Origin of the sequence: Arthrobacter sp., assembly GCF_031179985.1 — a bacterium.
Lineage (GTDB): Bacteria > Actinomycetota > Actinomycetes > Actinomycetales > Micrococcaceae > Arthrobacter.
In genome coordinates, this window is record NZ_JAPSHJ010000022.1 from 35,624 (window position 1) to 52,953 (window position 17,330).

13 protein-coding genes are annotated in these 17,330 nt (G+C 62.0%); 1 reads left to right on the forward strand and 12 read right to left on the reverse strand.

Translation table 11 applies throughout. The features are described from left to right. Nucleotides 1-55 precede the first annotated feature (55 nt). From RIN13_RS11940 to purU, 12 genes are all read right to left on the reverse strand, one after another. The gene (locus RIN13_RS11940; protein ID WP_375164769.1) at nucleotides 56-1,879 is read right to left on the reverse strand and encodes a BCCT family transporter; all 1,824 of its coding nucleotides are present in this window, start codon (nucleotides 1,877-1,879) and stop codon (nucleotides 56-58) included. A gap of 763 nt (nucleotides 1,880-2,642) precedes the next feature. After that, nucleotides 2,643-3,446: an IclR family transcriptional regulator gene (locus RIN13_RS11945; RefSeq protein WP_375164767.1), complete on the reverse strand. Its 804-nt coding sequence runs from the start codon at nucleotides 3,444-3,446 to the stop codon at nucleotides 2,643-2,645. A gap of 146 nt (nucleotides 3,447-3,592) precedes the next feature. After that, nucleotides 3,593-4,474 carry a formate dehydrogenase accessory sulfurtransferase FdhD gene (gene fdhD, locus RIN13_RS11950; RefSeq protein WP_309107558.1) on the reverse strand — a complete coding sequence of 294 codons (882 nt, stop codon included), beginning with the start codon at nucleotides 4,472-4,474 and terminating at the stop codon, nucleotides 3,593-3,595. Further along, complete coding sequence (locus tag RIN13_RS11955) at nucleotides 4,462-5,757, reverse strand: molybdopterin molybdotransferase MoeA (protein WP_309107559.1); 1,296 nt, start codon at nucleotides 5,755-5,757, stop codon at nucleotides 4,462-4,464. The genes fdhD and RIN13_RS11955 overlap by 13 nt, the downstream gene beginning before the upstream one ends. Before the next feature lie 127 nt (nucleotides 5,758-5,884). After that, entirely contained in the window at nucleotides 5,885-7,102 is a 1,218-nt protein-coding gene (gene fdhA, locus RIN13_RS11960; RefSeq protein ID WP_309107560.1) for a formaldehyde dehydrogenase, glutathione-independent, read from the reverse strand. A gap of 311 nt (nucleotides 7,103-7,413) precedes the next feature. Beyond that, complete coding sequence (gene folE / locus RIN13_RS11965) at nucleotides 7,414-8,016, reverse strand: GTP cyclohydrolase I FolE (RefSeq protein ID WP_309107561.1); 603 nt, start codon at nucleotides 8,014-8,016, stop codon at nucleotides 7,414-7,416. Beyond that, on the reverse strand, nucleotides 8,013-10,340 hold the full coding sequence (locus RIN13_RS11970) for an FdhF/YdeP family oxidoreductase (protein ID WP_309107562.1): 2,328 nt from the start codon (nucleotides 10,338-10,340) through the stop codon (nucleotides 8,013-8,015). The genes folE and RIN13_RS11970 overlap by 4 nt, the downstream gene beginning before the upstream one ends. Before the next feature lie 12 nt (nucleotides 10,341-10,352). Continuing rightward, nucleotides 10,353-11,228: a methylenetetrahydrofolate reductase gene (locus RIN13_RS11975; protein ID WP_309107563.1), complete on the reverse strand. Its 876-nt coding sequence runs from the start codon at nucleotides 11,226-11,228 to the stop codon at nucleotides 10,353-10,355. Between the two features lie 60 nt (nucleotides 11,229-11,288). Beyond that, on the reverse strand, nucleotides 11,289-12,164 hold the full coding sequence (locus RIN13_RS11980; RefSeq protein WP_309107564.1) for a bifunctional 5,10-methylenetetrahydrofolate dehydrogenase/5,10-methenyltetrahydrofolate cyclohydrolase: 876 nt from the start codon (nucleotides 12,162-12,164) through the stop codon (nucleotides 11,289-11,291). Next, nucleotides 12,161-12,787 (reverse strand): cyclodeaminase/cyclohydrolase family protein, encoded by a 627-nt coding sequence (locus RIN13_RS11985; RefSeq protein WP_309107565.1) that lies wholly within the window; start codon nucleotides 12,785-12,787, stop codon nucleotides 12,161-12,163. The genes RIN13_RS11980 and RIN13_RS11985 overlap by 4 nt, the downstream gene beginning before the upstream one ends. Nucleotides 12,788-12,918: 131 nt before the next feature. Next, nucleotides 12,919-15,411 carry an FAD-dependent oxidoreductase gene (locus tag RIN13_RS11990; RefSeq protein ID WP_309107566.1) on the reverse strand — a complete coding sequence of 831 codons (2,493 nt, stop codon included), beginning with the start codon at nucleotides 15,409-15,411 and terminating at the stop codon, nucleotides 12,919-12,921. A 54-nt stretch (nucleotides 15,412-15,465) separates the two neighbouring features. Then, nucleotides 15,466-16,380 (reverse strand): formyltetrahydrofolate deformylase, encoded by a 915-nt coding sequence (gene purU, locus RIN13_RS11995; protein ID WP_309107567.1) that lies wholly within the window; start codon nucleotides 16,378-16,380, stop codon nucleotides 15,466-15,468. A gap of 119 nt (nucleotides 16,381-16,499) precedes the next feature. Between purU and RIN13_RS12000 the strand changes: the two genes are divergently transcribed. Continuing rightward, a complete protein-coding gene (locus RIN13_RS12000; RefSeq protein WP_309107568.1) occupies nucleotides 16,500-17,177 on the forward strand; it encodes a GntR family transcriptional regulator in 678 nt (225 codons plus the stop codon). The last annotated feature ends 153 nt before the right edge of the window (nucleotides 17,178-17,330 follow it).

Sequence of the window (17,330 nt, forward strand, 5' to 3'; positions counted from 1 at the left end):
CAAGGGGAGGCCGAAGATCCTGACACCGGAGGGCCAGGATCTTCGGCCGCCGTATCTAGTTGGTTCTGTCGTTCCCCGGGCAGGGCGTCCCGTCCGAACAACCGTCGTGGTGTTCATGCCTGGTAACGAGGTCGAACTGGACATGGCCGTGTTGCTCCACGCCCGTACGGATCGCACGTTCCATCACATTGGTGGCCAGCCGTTGCCGCAGCGCCAGCGGGTCGCGGCGGAGGTCCTTGACGAGGGCGAAGCACAGCAGCAGCATCACCACCACGAAGGGAAGGGCGGCGACGATGGTGATGCGTTGGAGGCCGGACAGGGCCTCGGAGGGCACGTCTCCGCCCGCCAGGAGCATGACGGCGGCGACGGCCCCGGTGAGGGTGCCCCAGAAAATGACCACTCCGCGGCGGGGTTCCTCGGCACCGTTGGAGCTGAGCGATCCCATCACGATGGAGGCCGCGTCTGCGCCGGTGATAAAGAAGATCCCCACCAGGACCATTGCCAGGACGATGACCGCCCCGACAGCCCAGGCCGGCATGCCCAGGTTCTTGACCAGATCGAAAAGAGCGCCGTCGAAGCTAACGGACGGGACGCCGTCGACCATGGTGACCAGGCCGGGCGTGCCGGCCTTATCGGCTTCCTGCTGCACATGGAAGGCGGTGCCGCCGAAGATGCCGAACCAGATCACACTGACGACGCTGGGCACCAGCAGCACGCCGGTGACAAACTGCCGGATAGTGCGTCCGCGGCTGATGCGGGCGATGAACATGCCCACGAAGGGCGTCCAGGATACCCACCAGGCCCAGTAGAAGATGGTCCAGCCGGACATCCAGCTGCGCAGCGCCTCGTCGCCGACGGCTTCGGTCCGGGAGGACATTTCCGCGAGGTCCCTCGCGTAGTCGCCGACTGCTGCGGGGATCAGGTTGAGAATGAAAAGGGTGGGTCCTGCAACGAAGACGATCAGGGCCAGGATCACGGCCAGGACCATGTTGATATTGGAGAGCCACTGGATTCCGCGGCTGATGCCGGAAACGGCGGAGGCGACGAAACAGGTTGTCAGGACGGCCACGATGGCCACGAGCACCGGGGTGCCGATTTCTCCCACCCAGCCGTTGGACGTCATGCCGCTGCCGATTTGCAGCGCGCCAAGGCCCAGCGACGCCGCTGTGCCGAAGAGCGTGGCGAAAATGGCAAGGATATTGATGAACTTGCCGACCGGACCTTCAACTACCCGGATGCCAAAAAGGGACGTGAAGGCGGCGGAGATCAGCTGTTTGCGGCCCAGCCGGTAGGTTCCGTAGGCCATGGCTATGCCCACCACTGCATACATTGCCCAGGGGTGCAGGGTCCAGTGGAAGATGGACGTGGCCATTGCAGTCTGGATGGCAGCCGGGGTGCTGCCGTCAACGGTTCCCGGCGGCGGCGAAACGTAGTGGTAGAGAGGCTCGGCCACACCGTAGAACATCAGCCCGATGCCCATGCCGGCGGCGAACATCATCGCCACCCAGGAGACGGTGCGGAACTCAGGCTTCTCGCCGTCCTTGCCCAGCGGAATGTTGCCGAACTTGCCCAAGGCCAGCCAGAGCACAAAGATGACGAAGAGTGAGGCCAGGACCATAAAGAGCCATCCTGTGTACTCCATAACCCAGTTCAGGGCACCTGTCGAAGAGGCGGAGAGGCTGTCCCGGCCAACGAACCCCCAGATCACGAAGGCGACGGCAATGGCGCCTGTGATCCCAAAGGTGACTTTGTCCAGGGTAAGTTTCGTCTTCCGGCGTGCCGAAACGGCCTGCTCGGTCTTGGCGTTGCGCAGCTCTTCCAGGATCTGATCGTATTCTTCTGAATCCGGCAGGGCAGTTGGCGTTCCATCCTCGGGCATGAGCACGACTGATTCAATCCCGTCTTCTGAAGCCACGTCCTCGATTATTAGGCCGTCCGCTTCGCTTTCGCTGACGGGAGGTTTCTTGGGGGGTTTGATGTCACTGTTTATAGCCATGAGTGTGTCCTTTGCTTGGGAGTCATGGACTGCTTGTTTTAGATGTGGCCGTTAGCTGTCAGGCCGGGAGGAAGGTTGGGGGCTTCCTCAGATTCGATGATCATGATGTCGCCGTCGACAACTTTGACCTCGTGGGTCCGGACGGGCAGCTTGGCTGGCGGTGCGTCAATGTTGCCTGTTTGCAGGCAATCGGCGGAGCCGTAGCAAGCCGAAGCGCCTCCCCTGGGGCGGGTTCAGTGAGAGGGCAGGGCTTGTACACGTTTCACCTTTCCAGGGTCCGGGAATCAGGTTGGCGAATGCTGCAGGGGGCTTTCACATCGTTCCGCATGGAACAACAGAATTCGCGCTAAGCAACAGCGTGCGTCACGTCACACTCAATGTCAAGATATTTCTGAACCTTCAAACCACCCTTGACAGTAAGCGTGGCCCTACGTCCTCTGTTGCAGATGCTGATAGCTGTTGCGTAATGAGCAATTGAGATGGATTTAAGGGTCAATCTTAAGAGACACCAGCGGTCGTGGGAGCTTCCTGGGCCGACCTGTCGTTAGCACGGGCCGCCCGCGGGGTCTTGAGCTTTGCGGCCGCCTCAGTGGAGCTCGTCCAGCGCATCAACCAGTAGAACGTCGACGCCGGCCAAGGTGCGGGGTCACCGTTGCGTGTAGCCCATTTTCTCGCTGATCCGCAATCCCGCTTCGCGGAGGGATGTGATGAGCTCGGGGACCTTATCAGTGTCGAAGCGGAAGGCCGGTCCTGAAATGCTCACCGAGCCAACTACTGCGGCCACGTGGTTATAGACCGGAACAGCAAGAGCGTTCAAGCCGATCTCGAGTTCCTCTCTCGACTCCGCATACCCGTTATGGGCGACATCCAGCAACTGCTTTTCCAGTGCTTCCCGGCTGGTGATGGTGCGGGGTGTGCGGGCAGACAGGCCAACCTCATCAAGGATCTTCCGGCGTTCATCGGCGGGCAGCGCTGCCAGAAAAACCTTGCCACTGGAAGTGGCATGGAGAGGGGTCAGGCCTCCAACCCAGTCGTGCGTGGCCAGACTGGAGGGTCCAAGCGCCTGGTCAACGTTGACGGCGTAACCTGAACGCAGGACTGCAAGGTTGACCGTTTCCTTGCTCTGATGCGCCAGATCCTCCAGGATCGGCCGGGCCTCCCGCACCAGGCTGAGGCGGGCGGGGATGGAGGCGGCGAGGCGGAGGATGCCGAAGCCAAGCTGATACTTTCCACGGCCGCTGTTCTGCTGGACCATCTCAGAGCCCGCAAGGGATTCGAGCAGCCGAAAGACGGTGGACTTGTGAACGCCCATTTCCTCCGCGATGTCACTCACGCCTGCATGTCCGTCGCGTGAGAGGATCTCGAGGATCTGCAGGGCACGGTCAACGGACTGCACGCCGCCAGCCTGCCCGTTTGCATTCTTTTGGGCGTCAAGGTCATTTCTGGCCATGATCCACACCTACGTCTTTCTGTGGCCAAACAAGAGGCTGAAAATACCCGCCTTGTGTTTGATCCTAGACCGGAATGGTTAGACCCCCGCAATTCCCCTGTTACAACGGAAGCATGTGTCCGTTCAGTCTTGCGGCCTAGATGACGTCAAAGCAGGACATAGTTCTCCTCTCGGCTCACGTTCTGCGGGCGGCCCAGCCTGTCCCTGCCGGCATAGACATTCAGGCTGTGCCCCCGGTTGAAGCCAACCAATGTCACCCCGGTTTCGACGGCGAGCTCGGCGGCAAGGCTTGACGGCGCACTCACGGCAGATAAGACAGGAATGCCCGCCATAGCTGCCTTCTGGACAAGCTCGAAGGATGCCCGTCCTGAAACCTGGAGGACGATGCCGCTCAACGGCAACAGGTTCTGTCGTAACGCCCAACCTACAACTTTGTCCACGGCGTTATGGCGTCCAACATCCTCACGGAGACAGAGTAACTCCGGGGTGGTGCCGTCCACTTTAAACAGGCCGGCCGCATGCACGCCGCCCGTCTTATCGAACACCGCCTGGGCCTCGCGAAGCCGCTCCGGGAGTTCGGCGAGGACATCCACGGGAACCCGCAGCGCGTCACGGGACGGGTCAAAGCGAAGGGTCTTGCGGACGGAATCGATTGAGTCCGTCCCGCAGATGCCGCAGGAGCTTGAAGTGTAGACATGCCGCATCGTGTCGGGCATGGGAACATCCGGTCTCAGCTGGGCATCGATGACGTTATACGTCTGTTCTGCCCCCGCATCTCCGCTGCAAAAGCGCAGTGATACCAGCTCGGAGTGGGAGCTGATGATGCCTTCCGAAACCAGAAACCCTGCCACCAGGTCAAAATCGTCCCCAGGGGTCCTCATGGTGACCGCGAAAGAGCGGCCGCTGATACGGATTTCCAGGGGCTCCTCAGCGGCAAGTAAGTCTTCTTTGAACCGTACCGGGTATTCAGTGCCGGATCCATCGAGGTGGAAGCGATGGATCCTCCGGCGTTGAGTCATGCGTGCCATGTGGTGCTCCGCCCTCGGTTGGCGGTGGACAGGATCGTGTTGTTGGACTCTGTCCAGGGGAGCGGGAGCACAGAGACCGTCTCGCCGGACAGGAGTCCGCCAGGGGGGACAGCCATGACACCATCAGCTGCGGCCAGTCCTCGGAGCATTCCGGGGCCGGTGTGCGGGACGGGAAAAGCCAACCCCTCGATGAGCCTGAAGGGAATCAGGCTAGTACGGCCGGGGCAGGGATCAACGTCTGCTGCAGACGTCACCTGCCCGACGGCGGAGAGGGACCTTCCTCCCAGTGCATCCAGCAGTGGTGCACCAATACTGATGAGGGCCATCATTGCTGCCAAGGGGTTGCCGGGGAGTCCGACGACGAAGCGGCCGTCCGGCAGCCCGGCCAGGACAGCCGGATGGCCGGGGCGCATGGCGATGCCATCCAGCAGCAGGTGTCCGCCGAGAGCGGCGACGGCATTGCGAAAATGATCTGTCCCGGAACATCCGGTTCCACCAGTGGTTATGGTTACGTCCGGCCTTGGTCCCGGTAATGTTTCTGAGCCGCCCAATGCCGTGAGCCATTCACCGTAGGAATCCCCGATGCGCACGGAGCCGGCGGGTGTGCCGCCCAGAAGGGAAATGACTAAGCCCAGCTGGGGACCAAAAGCGTCTCTGACGTGTCCTGGTTCCGGAACACCCGCCGTCACTACTTCGGAACCTGTCAGTACGATTCCGACCAGCGGTTTGCCCCGCACCTGGAGATGGTCATGGCCGGCCACGGCTGCGAGCGCAACGTGGCCGGGGTTCAATTCCGTACCGGCGGGGATCAGCACTTCACCGGCCGCAGCTTCTTCGCCGGCAGGACGGATATGGCGGCCCTGACCCGGCTCACCATGCTTTGCAGTGTCATTAAGCCGCAGGAGAGTGTTGCCTGCAGCGTCTTGGTGGATCTCTCCGCTTTCTTTGCGGAGTATCGACGTGGCACCGGCAGGTACCAGCCCGCCGGTGGCTATGACGCCGGCACTCCCGGGTAGGAGAAATTTCCGTTTGTCGGTAATGACCCATGGACCGCATCCGCTAATGGCCCAGCCGTCCATGGCAGAGGAGTCGTAGTGGGGGAGCTCCTGCAGGGCGGCGACGTCGCGGGTCAGGGTGCGGCCTGCTGCCGATGAGAGCGGGACCTCCACCGGTGCGAGCGGGGCAGCACAATCGAAAGCCAGCTGGCGCGCTTCGGACCAGGTGGGGGAGGTATGCCCGGATGGTCCCCAAGCAGGGAGCAACTTCGATGTGCGACTGCTCACGGTAGTTTCCTGGACGAGCAAAGGTGCCCCTTTTCTGAAGGTAATGATGCACTGAAAGGAGGGGCCGGAGAATGTGGGATCGCACCGTACGGTGTTTGCCCCGATCTCCGGCCCCGTCAGCGGCCTGCTACGCCTTAACGTATCCATTCGGGTTCAGCACGAACTTTGTTGCTGAGCCGGCGTCGAATTCCGCGTATCCGCGCGGCGCTTCATCGAGCGGGATTGCCTTGGCATTCACTGCCTTGGCGATCTGCACCTTGTCATGCAGGATGGCCATCATCAGTTGGCGGTTGTACTTCATCACGGGGCACTGCCCGGTGGTGAAGGACAAAGATTTCGCCCACCCGGTTCCCAGCGACAGGGAGAGGGATCCATGCTGGGCCGCCTCGTCGATTCCCCCGGGGTCGCCGGTCACGTAGAGTCCCGGGATGCCCAGGGCGCCACCTGCTGCAGTGATGTCCATGAGGGAGTTCAGCACAGTGGCCGGCGCTTCGTGCGAGGCGTCCTTGCCATGCCCGCGGGCTTCGAATCCGACTGCGTCCACACCACAGTCCACTTCGGGCACGCCGAGGATCTGCTCAATCTGGTCCTTCGGGTCACCCTTGGAGACGTTCACCGTTTCGCATCCGAAGGACCTGGCCTGAACGAGGCGGTCTTCGTTGATGTCTCCGACAATGACGACTGCCGCACCGAGCAGTTGCGCACCGACGGCGGCTGCCAGACCCACCGGACCAGCGCCTGCGATGTAGACAGTGGAACCGACGCCCACTCCTGCCGTGACTGCTCCGTGGAAGCCAGTGGGGAAGATGTCCGAGAGCATGGTCAAGTCCATGATCTTCTCCAAGGCCTGGTCCCGGTCGGGGAACTTCAACAGGTTCCAGTCTGCGTAGGGAACCAATACGTACTCCGCCTGGCCGCCAACCCAGCCGCCCATGTCCACGTAGCCGTAGGCGCTGCCGGGCCTGTCGGGGTTAACGTTCAGGCAGATACCTGTCTTGCGTTCCTTGCAGTTGCGGCACCGGCCGCAGGAGATATTGAAGGGCACGGAGACGATATCGCCGACCTTGATGAATTCGACATCCGGGCCGACTTCCACCACCTCACCGGTGATTTCGTGCCCCAGGACCAAGTCCCGCGGCGCCGTGGTGCGGCCGCGCACCATGTGCTGGTCCGACCCGCAGATGTTGGTGGTAACCGTGCGGAGGACCACACCGTGGCGAACCTTCCGGCCGACATTGGCGGGATTGACGCCGGGTCCATCCTTAAGTTCGAACGTCGGGTAGTCGGTATTGATGATCTCGACGACGCCGGGTTCCTTATAGGCGACGGCTCTGTTTCCTGACATGGACACTCCTTTGGATACGGGGGTGGTGCTGGGATTTTGATGCCAGGCCTGCCTCACGGTTGGCCCTGCACTGGTCCGGCAAATCGCCGGAGTGCCCCGTCACCCGAAAACGGTGCTTCGATGTACCTCCCCAGGCGTCAAAAACCACCGAAGCACCCTTCACGGGAACGGGACAGCTCATACTTCGCGAAGACGAAGACTGTCAGCGGGATGCCGTACCGGTCATGCAAAACGACTGATATTTTTGCATGACAACTAAAGATATATCAGTTACATCGTAGGGGAGTCCCAAGGCAGTGTCCAGACATTTCTTAGCGGCTGCGAATGAGGCTCAGTGCCTCAGCACGGGCGGCCGGCAGGCGTAGTTCGCCGCGGACTGCGGAGGTGATGGTCTTTGCCCCTGGCTTGCGGACGCCCCTCATGGACATACACAGGTGTTCGCATTCGACCACCACAATCGCGCCCAGCGGACGCAGTGATGTGACCAGCGCGTCTACCACCTCGGTGGTAAGCCGCTCCTGGACCTGGGGGCGTCGCGCAAACACGTCCACCAGCCTTGCCAGCTTGCTCAGGCCGGTTACGAGTCCCTCAGCCGAAGGGATGTAGCCCACATGCGCCACACCATGGAAGGGCACCAGGTGGTGTTCGCAGGTGGAATAGAAAGGGATGTCCTTGACGATGACCATTTCACCGTGGCCCAGGTCAAAGGTCCTGTCCAGGGCTGCCAGAGGATCCTCATGGAGCCCGCCAAACGTTTCCGCGGCGGCCCGGGCGACTCGGGCAGGGGTGTCCGACAGCCCGGGCCTGTCAGGATCCTCCCCGATAGCCAGAAGGTATTCGCGGACTGCCCGTTCCACCCTGGGCCCGTCCACCCCCTTGGCCACTGTCGTTTGTGTGCTCAGGCGGGCGCTCACGGTTCAGCGCGTTCGAGTCGGATGATGACGGACTTGGAGGTGGGCGTGCCGCTGGTGTCTGCTACTGAATCAAGCGGAACGAGGACATTGGTTTCGGGGTAGTAGGCTGCCGCGCAGCCCTTGGGCGTCGAGTACGCCACGATGCGGAAATTTTCGGCCCGGCGTTCCGTCCCTTTGAATTCGGAGATGAGATGCACCATGGTCCCGTCCGTGAACCCCAGTTCCGCTATGTCCTCGGCGTTGATCATGACGACCCGGCGCCCGCCATGGATTCCGCGATAGCGGTCATCCTTGCCGTAGATAGTGGTGTTGTACTGGTCGTGGGAGCGCAGTGTTTGAAGGACCAGCCGTCCTGCAGGGACCCTGATGAATTCGAGGTCATTTCCTGTGAAGTGGGCCTTGCCTGAAGCGGTGTCGAACTTCCTGGCGTCGCGGGGCGGGTGGGGGAGGATGAACCCGCCGGGGTTCTGGATCCGTTCCTCGAAATTCTCGAAGCCGCTGAGGACGGCCTCGATATGTTTCCTGATAACCGAGTAGTCGTCCCGCATGGCGAGCCAGTCGGCTTTGGGAGTATTGGGCAGCGGGTGGTTTGCATCGTCCGTGAACAGCTTATGGGCGAGGTTGCACACAATGGCCACTTCCGACTGCAGGTGCTCGCTGGCGGGCTTAAGGCGTCCGCGGGAGGCGTGGACCGCACTCATGGAATCTTCCACGGTCACCCGCTGGTCGCCTGTACGTTGGGTGTCCTTCTCGGTGCGCCCCAGCGTCGGAAGAATCAGGGCGCGACGGCCCGTCGAGACGTGGGAATGATTCAGTTTCGTGGAGATCTGCACGGTCAGGCGTGTGTTTGCCAGCGCCTGTTCGGTAACCTCGGAATCCGGGGCGGCCCGCACGAAGTTGCCGCCCATGCCAATAAAGACGCGCACCTTTCCGTCCCGCATGGCGCGGATGGCAGCCACGGTATCGAACCCATGGGCCCTGGGGGAGAGGAACCGGAATTCGTCGTCAAGCCGGTCGTGGAAGGTCTCCGGCATCTTTTCGAAGATGCCCATGGTCCTGTCACCCTGGACGTTGGAGTGGCCGCGGACAGGGCAGACGCCGGCTCCGGGCTTCCCGATGTTGCCTTGGAGAAGCAGGACGTTGACCACGTCACGGAGGGTGGGTACGGAATGCTTGTGCTGGGTCAGGCCCATGGCCCAGCAGACGATGGTGGCGCTCGAGGCCAGCAGGCGTTCGCCCGTGGACTCGATCTGTTCCAGTGTGAGTCCGGTGGCCTCGACGATGTCGTCCCATTCGGCCTTTTCAAGGTGCCGGAGGTACTCGTCAACGCCCACGGTGTGGTGCTTGATGAATTCATGGTCCAGCACTGTGCTCAGGCCAGGGGTCTTGCGCCCCTGGGCTTCGGCTTCGAGCAGGTACTTGCCGAGCCCCTGGAAGAGGGCCTGATCGCCACCTGCACGGATCTGCAGGAAGTCGTCGGTCAATTCGGTTCCCGTCACCATTCCGGAAATGGTCTGCGGGTTCTCGAACCGAAGCAGCCCGGCCTCGGGAAGCGGATTCACGGAGACGATGACGGCGCCGTTCTTCTTTGCCTTCTCCAGGGCGCTGAGCATGCGGGGGTGGTTGGTGCCTGGATTTTGGCCCGCCACGAAAATCAGCGACGCCGTCTCCACATCAGTGAGGCTGACAGAGCCTTTGCCGATGCCGATGGTCTCGACCAGTGCTGAGCCGGATGATTCATGACACATGTTCGAGCAGTCCGGCAAATTGTTCGTCCCGATGCCCCGGACGAGCAGCTGGTAGGCGAAGGCTGCCTCATTCGACGTCCGGCCGGAAGTGTAGAAGACCGATTGGTCGGGGTGCTCCATGTCCCTGATTTCCTCGGCGATCAGTTGATAGGCGTCGTCCCAGTCGATCGGCCTGTAGTGGGTGGCACCTTCGTCGAGCAGCATTGGGTGCGTCAAGCGGCCTTGTTGACCCAGCCAGTAGTCGTCGCGCGTCTTCAGGTCAGCAATCGAGTGCTGTGCGAAGAACTCAGGCGTGACGCGTCGGCGTGTGGCTTCTTCCGCCACTGCCTTGGCGCCGTTCTCGCAGAATTCTGCGGCGTTGCGCTTTTCGTGTTCAGGCCAGGCGCAACCCATGCAGTCGAAGCCATCAACCTGGTTGACTGCCAGCAGCGTTTGGACGCTGCGCAGCGGACCCATCTGCTCGAGGGAGATCTTCAGCGAGTTCATGACCGCTGGGATGCCGACAGCCTTCGACTTCGGCTTCGTCACGCTCAGTTCTGACTCGTCGATATTGTGTTTGGGGGCTTTGGAAGCCATGTGATCTTCCCTTCAGATCTTGGCAGGAAACAGTGGGGCGGCGGCATTGCGGGGAGCCAACGTGGCGGTCGGCTGCAATGCCGGCAGATCATCCAGGAGGCCAGGCAAGCGGCCGAGGTCATTAAAGGTATAGACATGGAACCCGGCAAAGAGGGGGTCGCCCGCCAACTCCTGGTGGACCTCGCGAATCAGGCGTCCGCTGTCGTAGCTGAGGAAGTCGTTCCCGCGCACGAGTGCTCCCGCCATCCCCGTCCCCCGGGCAAGCTTGAGAGAGCGGCCGACCCCGAGGCGTGCCCCCAGGGACATCAGCTTCCTGACGGAAACCGGGCCGGGCACTCCAACCCAGACGGGTAACTCCAGGCCGCTGTTGCGGATTGTCGTGATGTAGCGGCTGATCGCCTCGGCTGAGAAGCACATTTGCGTGACTATAGACGACGCATAGGGTGCTTTCGTATGCAGGCTGCTGCTGAGTTGCTCCTGGCTTAGGTGCGGGTGGCCTTCCGGGTAGCCGGCAATGCCTATGGAGAATTCAGAAGAATACGCTTTGACCGCCTCGAGAAGTTCTCCGCTCCACGAGTAGGGCCCTGCAGGCGTTCGCCGGTCCCCGGCGACAAGAAAAAGCTCCGAGACCCCCGCTTCCTGGAGTGGCAGCAGAAGCGAATGCAGTTCCGCTTGGCTGGTGATGCTGCGGGCCGCGAGATGGGGAACTGTGTAATAACCCTTGCGTGCCAGGATTACCGACGCTTCCACAGTCTGGCCGGGCCCGTGGTGGGGGAGGCACGTCACGCTGACGGAACTCTTGGTGTCAAAAGCCGCGGAGAGTTGCTTGAGGAGGTCGGGAGACGGAACAACTTCCAGCCGTACCCGTGCAACAGCTTCCTTGCTCATTGCTCTCCGTTCTTCCGCATCACAGCAATAACCCCTCGGGCGGATTGCATTTATCCGACATTACGCGGCTCCTCCCCGGACGAAGGAACGCGACTGTTCCCGCGCGGCTTCGATGGTGTGCAGGAGAAGAAGGGAGGTGGTGACTGACCCGACCCCGCCAGGAACGGGCGTCAGTGCGGCAGCAACGCCCAGGACGCTGGCTTGATCCACGTCCCCTACGAGGGACCCGTCCGGAAGGACGTTGGTGCCGACGTCGATCACTACAGCGTCGGAAGAAATATGGCTGCTGTTCAGCAGGCCGATCCGCCCGGCGGCAACGATCACGACGTCGGCCGTCTTGGTGTATTTCTCCAGCGGCCCTGACCTGGAATGGCAGACGGTTACGGCGGCGTCGCGTTCCAGCAGCAGCAGGGACAGCGGTTTTCCTACAACGGCCGAGCGTCCAATGACGACGACGTTCCGGCCCGCCACCGGTATGTCAAAGTGGTCAAGGATCTCGATGACGGCGCGGGCCGTGGCGGGTGCAAACGAGGGGTGGCCGACAGCCAGGCGGCCGAGGCTCAGCGGATTTGCGCCGTCGATGTCCTTCTCAGGGGCGATATGCCCAACGAGGGCATCTGCATCGACGCCGGGCGGCAACGGCGTCTGCAGGATGATGCCGTGTACCGACGGCTCAGCGCTGAGGTCTTTCAGGACACTGGCCAGCACCTGTTCTGTCGCGTCACGGCCCAGGTCCACGATCCGGCACATGATGCCGGCGTTTTCTGCAGCCCGTTCGATCGACCGGACATACCAGTGAGTGGAGCCGTCGTCGGTGGCCACAACAACTGCAAGCGTCGGGTGCAGGCCTTCGGTTTCGAGGTCCCTGGCGTTGTCGTGGGCCCTCTGTTGCATGAGCCTGGCCAGGGTCCGTCCGGAGAGGAGTGTGGTGTTCAACCGAGTATCCTTTCGCGAACGCGCTTGGCGAGCGAGTCGGCTGCAAGTATGACTTTTTCCTCAAGGCCGTCGGTCTGCTCGGCCAGCCGGGACCGGGCTTCGGTGTCCTTGATGGCAACCACATTGATGTCGATGTTCACTCGAGCAGTCGTGGCGGCTGCCCGCGCGGCGTCGACGGCGGCGGCGACGTCACTGATCACGTTGCTATTGGCCACCTCGAAGAGTTCCGTGGCAAGATCCACAACATCGCCGGCAAGGAGGATGAGTTGCGCCGGCGTTTTCGCGGCCAGGCTGAGTGCGTTTTGGACGGATGCCGTTCGTGCGGCCTTGAGATCGTCAGTACCGGCGGGCAGCTTGTACGCATCGATGACACCCTGGAACGCATGCTGATCGGCGTCCGCGAGGCGCAGGGCCTCGACCACCAGCCTGTCGGCAGAGGCGATGACCCTTGTCACGAGTTCGGCATGCTGCTCGTATTTCGTGCCGGTGGTGTATCTGGCAACCATTCCGACGAGTGCCGCTCCCTGGGCTGCGTGGAGCGCCGCGGCTGCGCCGCCGCCGGGGGTGGGTTCACGCGAGGCAAGCCTGGTGAGATAGTCGTTTATTGTTTCTGAACTGATCATGTGTCTTCCTGGGCTGAAGCTCGAGTCGACCGGGCAGGGGGAGCGGCGGGCACTGGAAAAGCAGCGGCCCGGATCCTTGTTGCGAAGGGGATTGGGTCCGGGCCGCGTGCCTTTGAATGGCCCGTGGGCTGTTAGCCGCGGAGCCTGGTCATTGTGGGGTCGTACAGCGGATCCGCCGTGACGGTGGCCTGGATGCGCCTGCCAAAGTACTCCACCTCAACCGAGTCGCCCAAAGAGACGACGGCGGGAAGGTACGCGTAGGCGATGGGCTTGGCTACGGTGTAGCCGTAGGCAGCGCTCGTGACGTAGCCGACTGCCTGGTCCTTGTAGAAGACAGGTTCCTTGCCCAGGACGATGCTGCGGCCGTCGTCAATGGTCAGGCAGCGCAGGCGGCGGGCGGAGTTTTCCTCGGTCCGGCCTTCCAGTGCTGCCTTTCCGACGAAGTTTTCCTTGGCCATCTTCACTGCGAAGCCGAGTCCTGCTTCCAGCGGGTCATGCTCGGTGGTCATATCTGTGCCCCACGAGCGGTAGCCCTTTTCCAGGCGCAGCGAGCTGAATGCGGCGCGGCCCGCAGCGATGACACCAAATGGCTGCCCGGCCTTCCAGAGCGCATCCCACAGGCGCTGGCCGTTGTCTGCACTGGTGTATAGCTCCCAGCCCAGCTCTCCCACGTAGGACAGGCGCATTGCGGTTACAGTGACGCCGCCAATGACTACTTTCTTCGCCCGGAAGTAACGGAGGCCTTCGTTGGAGAAGTCGTCGCTGCTGACCGTGCCGATCAGGTCCCGGGCGAGGGGTCCCCACAAGCCGATGCAGCACGTTCCGCCGGTCGTGTCGCGCACCTGGACCCAGTCACTGGCGTTACCGCTTTCCGTCTGGTGGCGTGCGGCCCGCTCGAAGTAGGCGGTGTCGATGTTTCCGTTGGCGCCGAGCTGGAAGGTGTCTTCGCTCAGTCGGGCCACGGTGATGTCGCTTCGGATCCCGCCTGCGGGGTCCAGCAAGAGGGTGTAGGTGACGGCCCCCGGCTTCTTGGTCATGTCGGCGGTGGTCAGCTCCTGCAGCAGCTTCATGGCTCCGGGGCCGGAGACCTCAAGGCGCTTGAGCGGAGTCATGTCATACATGGCCACCGCGGTGCGGGTCTTCCAGGCTTCGGCCGCGGCGATGGGCGAGCTGAACATCCCGGACCAGGCGTCACGTGCCGGCGGCTGCCATTCGTCAGGCATCTCCTTGAGCAGTTCCGCGTTGGCTTCAAACCAGTAGGGGCGCTCCCATCCGCCGCCCTCCAGGAAGAAGCCGCCCAGCTGCTTGTGGCGGGCGTGGAAGGGGCTGACGCGAAGGTTGCGCGGAGAGAGCTTGGGCTGAAGCGGGTGCAGGACATCGTAGATTTCCACGAAGTTCTGCTGGGAGGTCTCGCTGACGTACTCGGGGGTCAGCTGGACCTCTTCGAAGCGGTGGATATCGCAGTCGCCGAGGTCAATCTGCGACTTTCCGTCCACGAGGAGCTCTGCCACGGCACGGGCGATGCCGGCGGAGTGTGTGACCCACACGGCCTCGGCAACGAAGAAGCCGTCCACTTCCTTGGACTCGCCCACCAGGGAGCCGCCGTCCGGGGTGAAGGAGAAGATGCCGTTGAAGCCATCCTCGATTTCGCTTTCACGCAGTGCCGGCAGGATCTGCTTGGTTGCTTCCCACGCGGGAAGGAAGTCTTCCAGGGTGAAGTCCAGGCGGGAAGGCATGTTGTGTTCGCTGATGCTGCCGGGCTCGTAGCTGCCCAGTTCGTCCAGGTCCACGGGCATGGGTCGGTGTGCGTAGGAGCCGATGCCGTAGCGTTCGCCATGCTCGCGGTAGTAGAGGTCCTGGTCCTGGTGGCGCAGGATGGGGAGCTGGGCGCCGTTGGGCAGTTCGTTCTTGCCCTTCTGGGCGGGAACCGGCGTGGTCTTAACGTACTGGTGGGCCAGCGGGAGGAGCGGGACGGACATCCCGATCAGCTCGCCCACCTTGGCGCCCCAGAAGCCTGCGCAGGAAACCACGATGTCCGCCGGGATCACGCCGTCGGCGGTCTCGACGCCGGTGACGCGGCGGTTGGACTGTTCGATCCCGGTCACCTCGGTGTTGCCGATGTACTTCACGCCGGCTGCTTCGGTGCGCTTGATGAGCAACTGGACTGCGCGGGCAGCCAGGGCCAGGCCGTCGGTAGGTACATGGAGGCCGCCCAGGATGTCTTCCTCGTTGATCAGCGGGTAGAGTTCCTTGCACTCTTCGCGGGAGAGGATCTTGCCGTCGATGCCCCACGACTGCGCGTAACCGAGCTTGCGCTTGAGGTCTCCCAGACGGGTTTCCGTGGTGGCAACTTCAAGGCCGCCCACCTGGTTGAAGCAGCTTTGGCCGTCCTCCGTGAGGGACAGGAGCTTTTCCACTGTGTACTTGGCGAAAAGTGCCATGGTCTTTGAAGGGTTGGTCTGAAAAACGAGGCCCGGGGCGTGGGACGTGGAGCCTCCAGGCATATTCAGCGGGCCCTGGTCCAGGACAGTGATGTTGTTCCAACCCCGCGTGACCAGTTCATCGGCCAGGTTGGTGCCGACGATTCCAGCTCCAATAATGACAATGCTTGGCGTTGAAGCCATGTGGTTTCTCCTGCTGATCTTCGTGTGTTGTCTCTGCTGATGTGGTGGTCGTGCTTACCGGAACACGACAGTGCTGGTTTGGTCCAGCAACACACGGTGCTCGCAGTGCCACCGCACGGCGCGGGACAGTGCCAGCGCTTCCGCGTCCTGCCCGACTGTTGACAGTGCGGTGGGACCGTAGCTGTGGTCCACCCGGATGACTTCCTGTTCGATGATTGGACCCTCATCGAGTTCAGCGGTCACGTAGTGGGCTGTGGCGCCCACCAGCTTGACTCCACGATCGTACGCCTGGTGATACGGGCGGGCGCCCTTGAATCCAGGGAGGAAGGAATGATGGATATTGATGGCACGGCCCTCAAGGGAGCGGCAGAGGTCATCGGAGAGCACCTGCATGTAACGGGCCAGTACCACGAGGTCGATGTCATATTCGTCGATGAGATCCAGCAGGCGCTGTTCGGCGTCTGCCTTCGTCTCGGCTGTTACCGGGACGTAGAGGAAGGGGAGGCCGGCTGCCTCCGCCATGGCCCGGTGGGTCTCGTGGTTTGAAACGATCAGGACAATGTCGCCGCCGAGGCTGCCGCCCCGCCAGCGGAAGATCAGGTCGTTCAGGCAATGCCCGAACTTGGACACCATCACCAGGACGCGCTGCTTGGTCTGGTCATGGAAGCTGAACTTCATCTCGAAGCGGTCCGCGATCGCGCTGAACTCCTCCTGGAGCCTCGCCGGCGTGTAGTCAGGGGTACCCGAGAATGCCGTGCGCAGGTGCAGTGTCTGGCGGAGCCCGTCGTCGAACTGCTGGTGCTCGTCGATGTTAAAGCCACGTTCGAAGAGAAAGGTAGTGACCGCCTGGACGATCCCGGCGCGTTCGACGCACGACAATGTGAGCACGAACTTCTGGGCCTTGTCTTCCAAGCGGGGCTCAGTCTGAGCCAGGGTGCTGGTTGATAAGTCTGTAGCTACTAGAGCCATGTCAACTCCTTTAGATATATTTTCAAATCGTGAACTGATATATTAGGGTTGGCATCAGCGTATACTGGTCATTGGGCGAGGTCAATAGCCTGTTTGCTCCAACGGAAAGGGGTCCGGTTATGGCAGTGGGAGTCTTGGCTATCGCGGACGATACCGTCAAGAAGTCGCTGGCGGAAGAGGCGTATGAGCGCATCCGCGATCGGCTGCTCATGCTTGACATTAAGCCGGGTGATCTTCTCAATGACGACCACCTCGCCAAGGATCTGGGTATGGGAAGGACTCCCGTGCGGGAAGCCTTGAAGCGGCTTGAGCTTGACCGCCTGGTTGTTTCGTACCCGCGCCGGGGAACTTTTGCCACGCGGGTGGAAGTAACCGATCTTGCATTCATTTCCGAGATCCGGACCCAGCTTGAACCCCTCGCAGCCGCCCGGGCTGCCCGCGTGGCCACAGAGGGGCAGCGTGAGAAGTTGCGCACTGTTGTGCGGGCGATTGAGTCGTTTGACGCGCACGCGGCCTCCGTCGTCGAAACCCTGCGGCTGGACGCACAGGTTCACCAGGGAATCTATGCCGCCGCAGCCAACCCCCACCTCGAAGATGTCCTGATCCGCTATGACAATCTCGCCACGCGCATCTGGTGCATGGTGCTGGATCGCCTTCCTGATCTCTCCCACCACGTGCATGAGCATGTGGAACTGCTCGGAGCAGTGATTGAGGGGGACGAAGCCCTGGCCGCGGATCTTGCCAGGGCGCATGTCAGCGGCTTCGAGGATGCCGTCCGCAGGGCTCTATTCACCTAGTCCAAGCCTTATCTCTCCAGTTGTCACCCGAAAGCGCGGCCCTCAACGCCGCGCTTTCGGCATCTCTGCACTGACCCTGAAAATCTGTTGACACCCATAGCTGCCGGTAGCATACTGGGAGCTACGCAACTAATATATCAACAGGATATTAGG

Bases quoted from the DNA above. Each gene is read 5' to 3' on its own strand.
- RIN13_RS11940 (WP_375164769.1), bottom strand. From the start codon at position 1,879: ATGCCCGAGGATGGAACGCCAACTGCCCTGCCGGATTCAGAAGAATAC.
- RIN13_RS12000 (WP_309107568.1), top strand. From the start codon at position 16,500: ATGGCAGTGGGAGTCTTGGCTATCGCGGACGATACCGTCAAGAAGTCG.
- fdhA (WP_309107560.1), bottom strand. From the start codon at position 7,102: ATGTCAGGAAACAGAGCCGTCGCCTATAAGGAACCCGGCGTCGTCGAG.
- RIN13_RS11945 (WP_375164767.1), bottom strand. From the start codon at position 3,446: ATGGCCAGAAATGACCTTGACGCCCAAAAGAATGCAAACGGGCAGGCT.
- purU (WP_309107567.1), bottom strand. From the start codon at position 16,380: ATGGCTCTAGTAGCTACAGACTTATCAACCAGCACCCTGGCTCAGACT.
- RIN13_RS11990 (WP_309107566.1), bottom strand. From the start codon at position 15,411: ATGGCTTCAACGCCAAGCATTGTCATTATTGGAGCTGGAATCGTCGGC.
- fdhD (WP_309107558.1), bottom strand. From the start codon at position 4,474: ATGGCACGCATGACTCAACGCCGGAGGATCCATCGCTTCCACCTCGAT.
- RIN13_RS11975 (WP_309107563.1), bottom strand. From the start codon at position 11,228: ATGAGCAAGGAAGCTGTTGCACGGGTACGGCTGGAAGTTGTTCCGTCT.
- RIN13_RS11985 (WP_309107565.1), bottom strand. From the start codon at position 12,787: ATGATCAGTTCAGAAACAATAAACGACTATCTCACCAGGCTTGCCTCG.
- RIN13_RS11970 (WP_309107562.1), bottom strand. From the start codon at position 10,340: ATGGCTTCCAAAGCCCCCAAACACAATATCGACGAGTCAGAACTGAGC.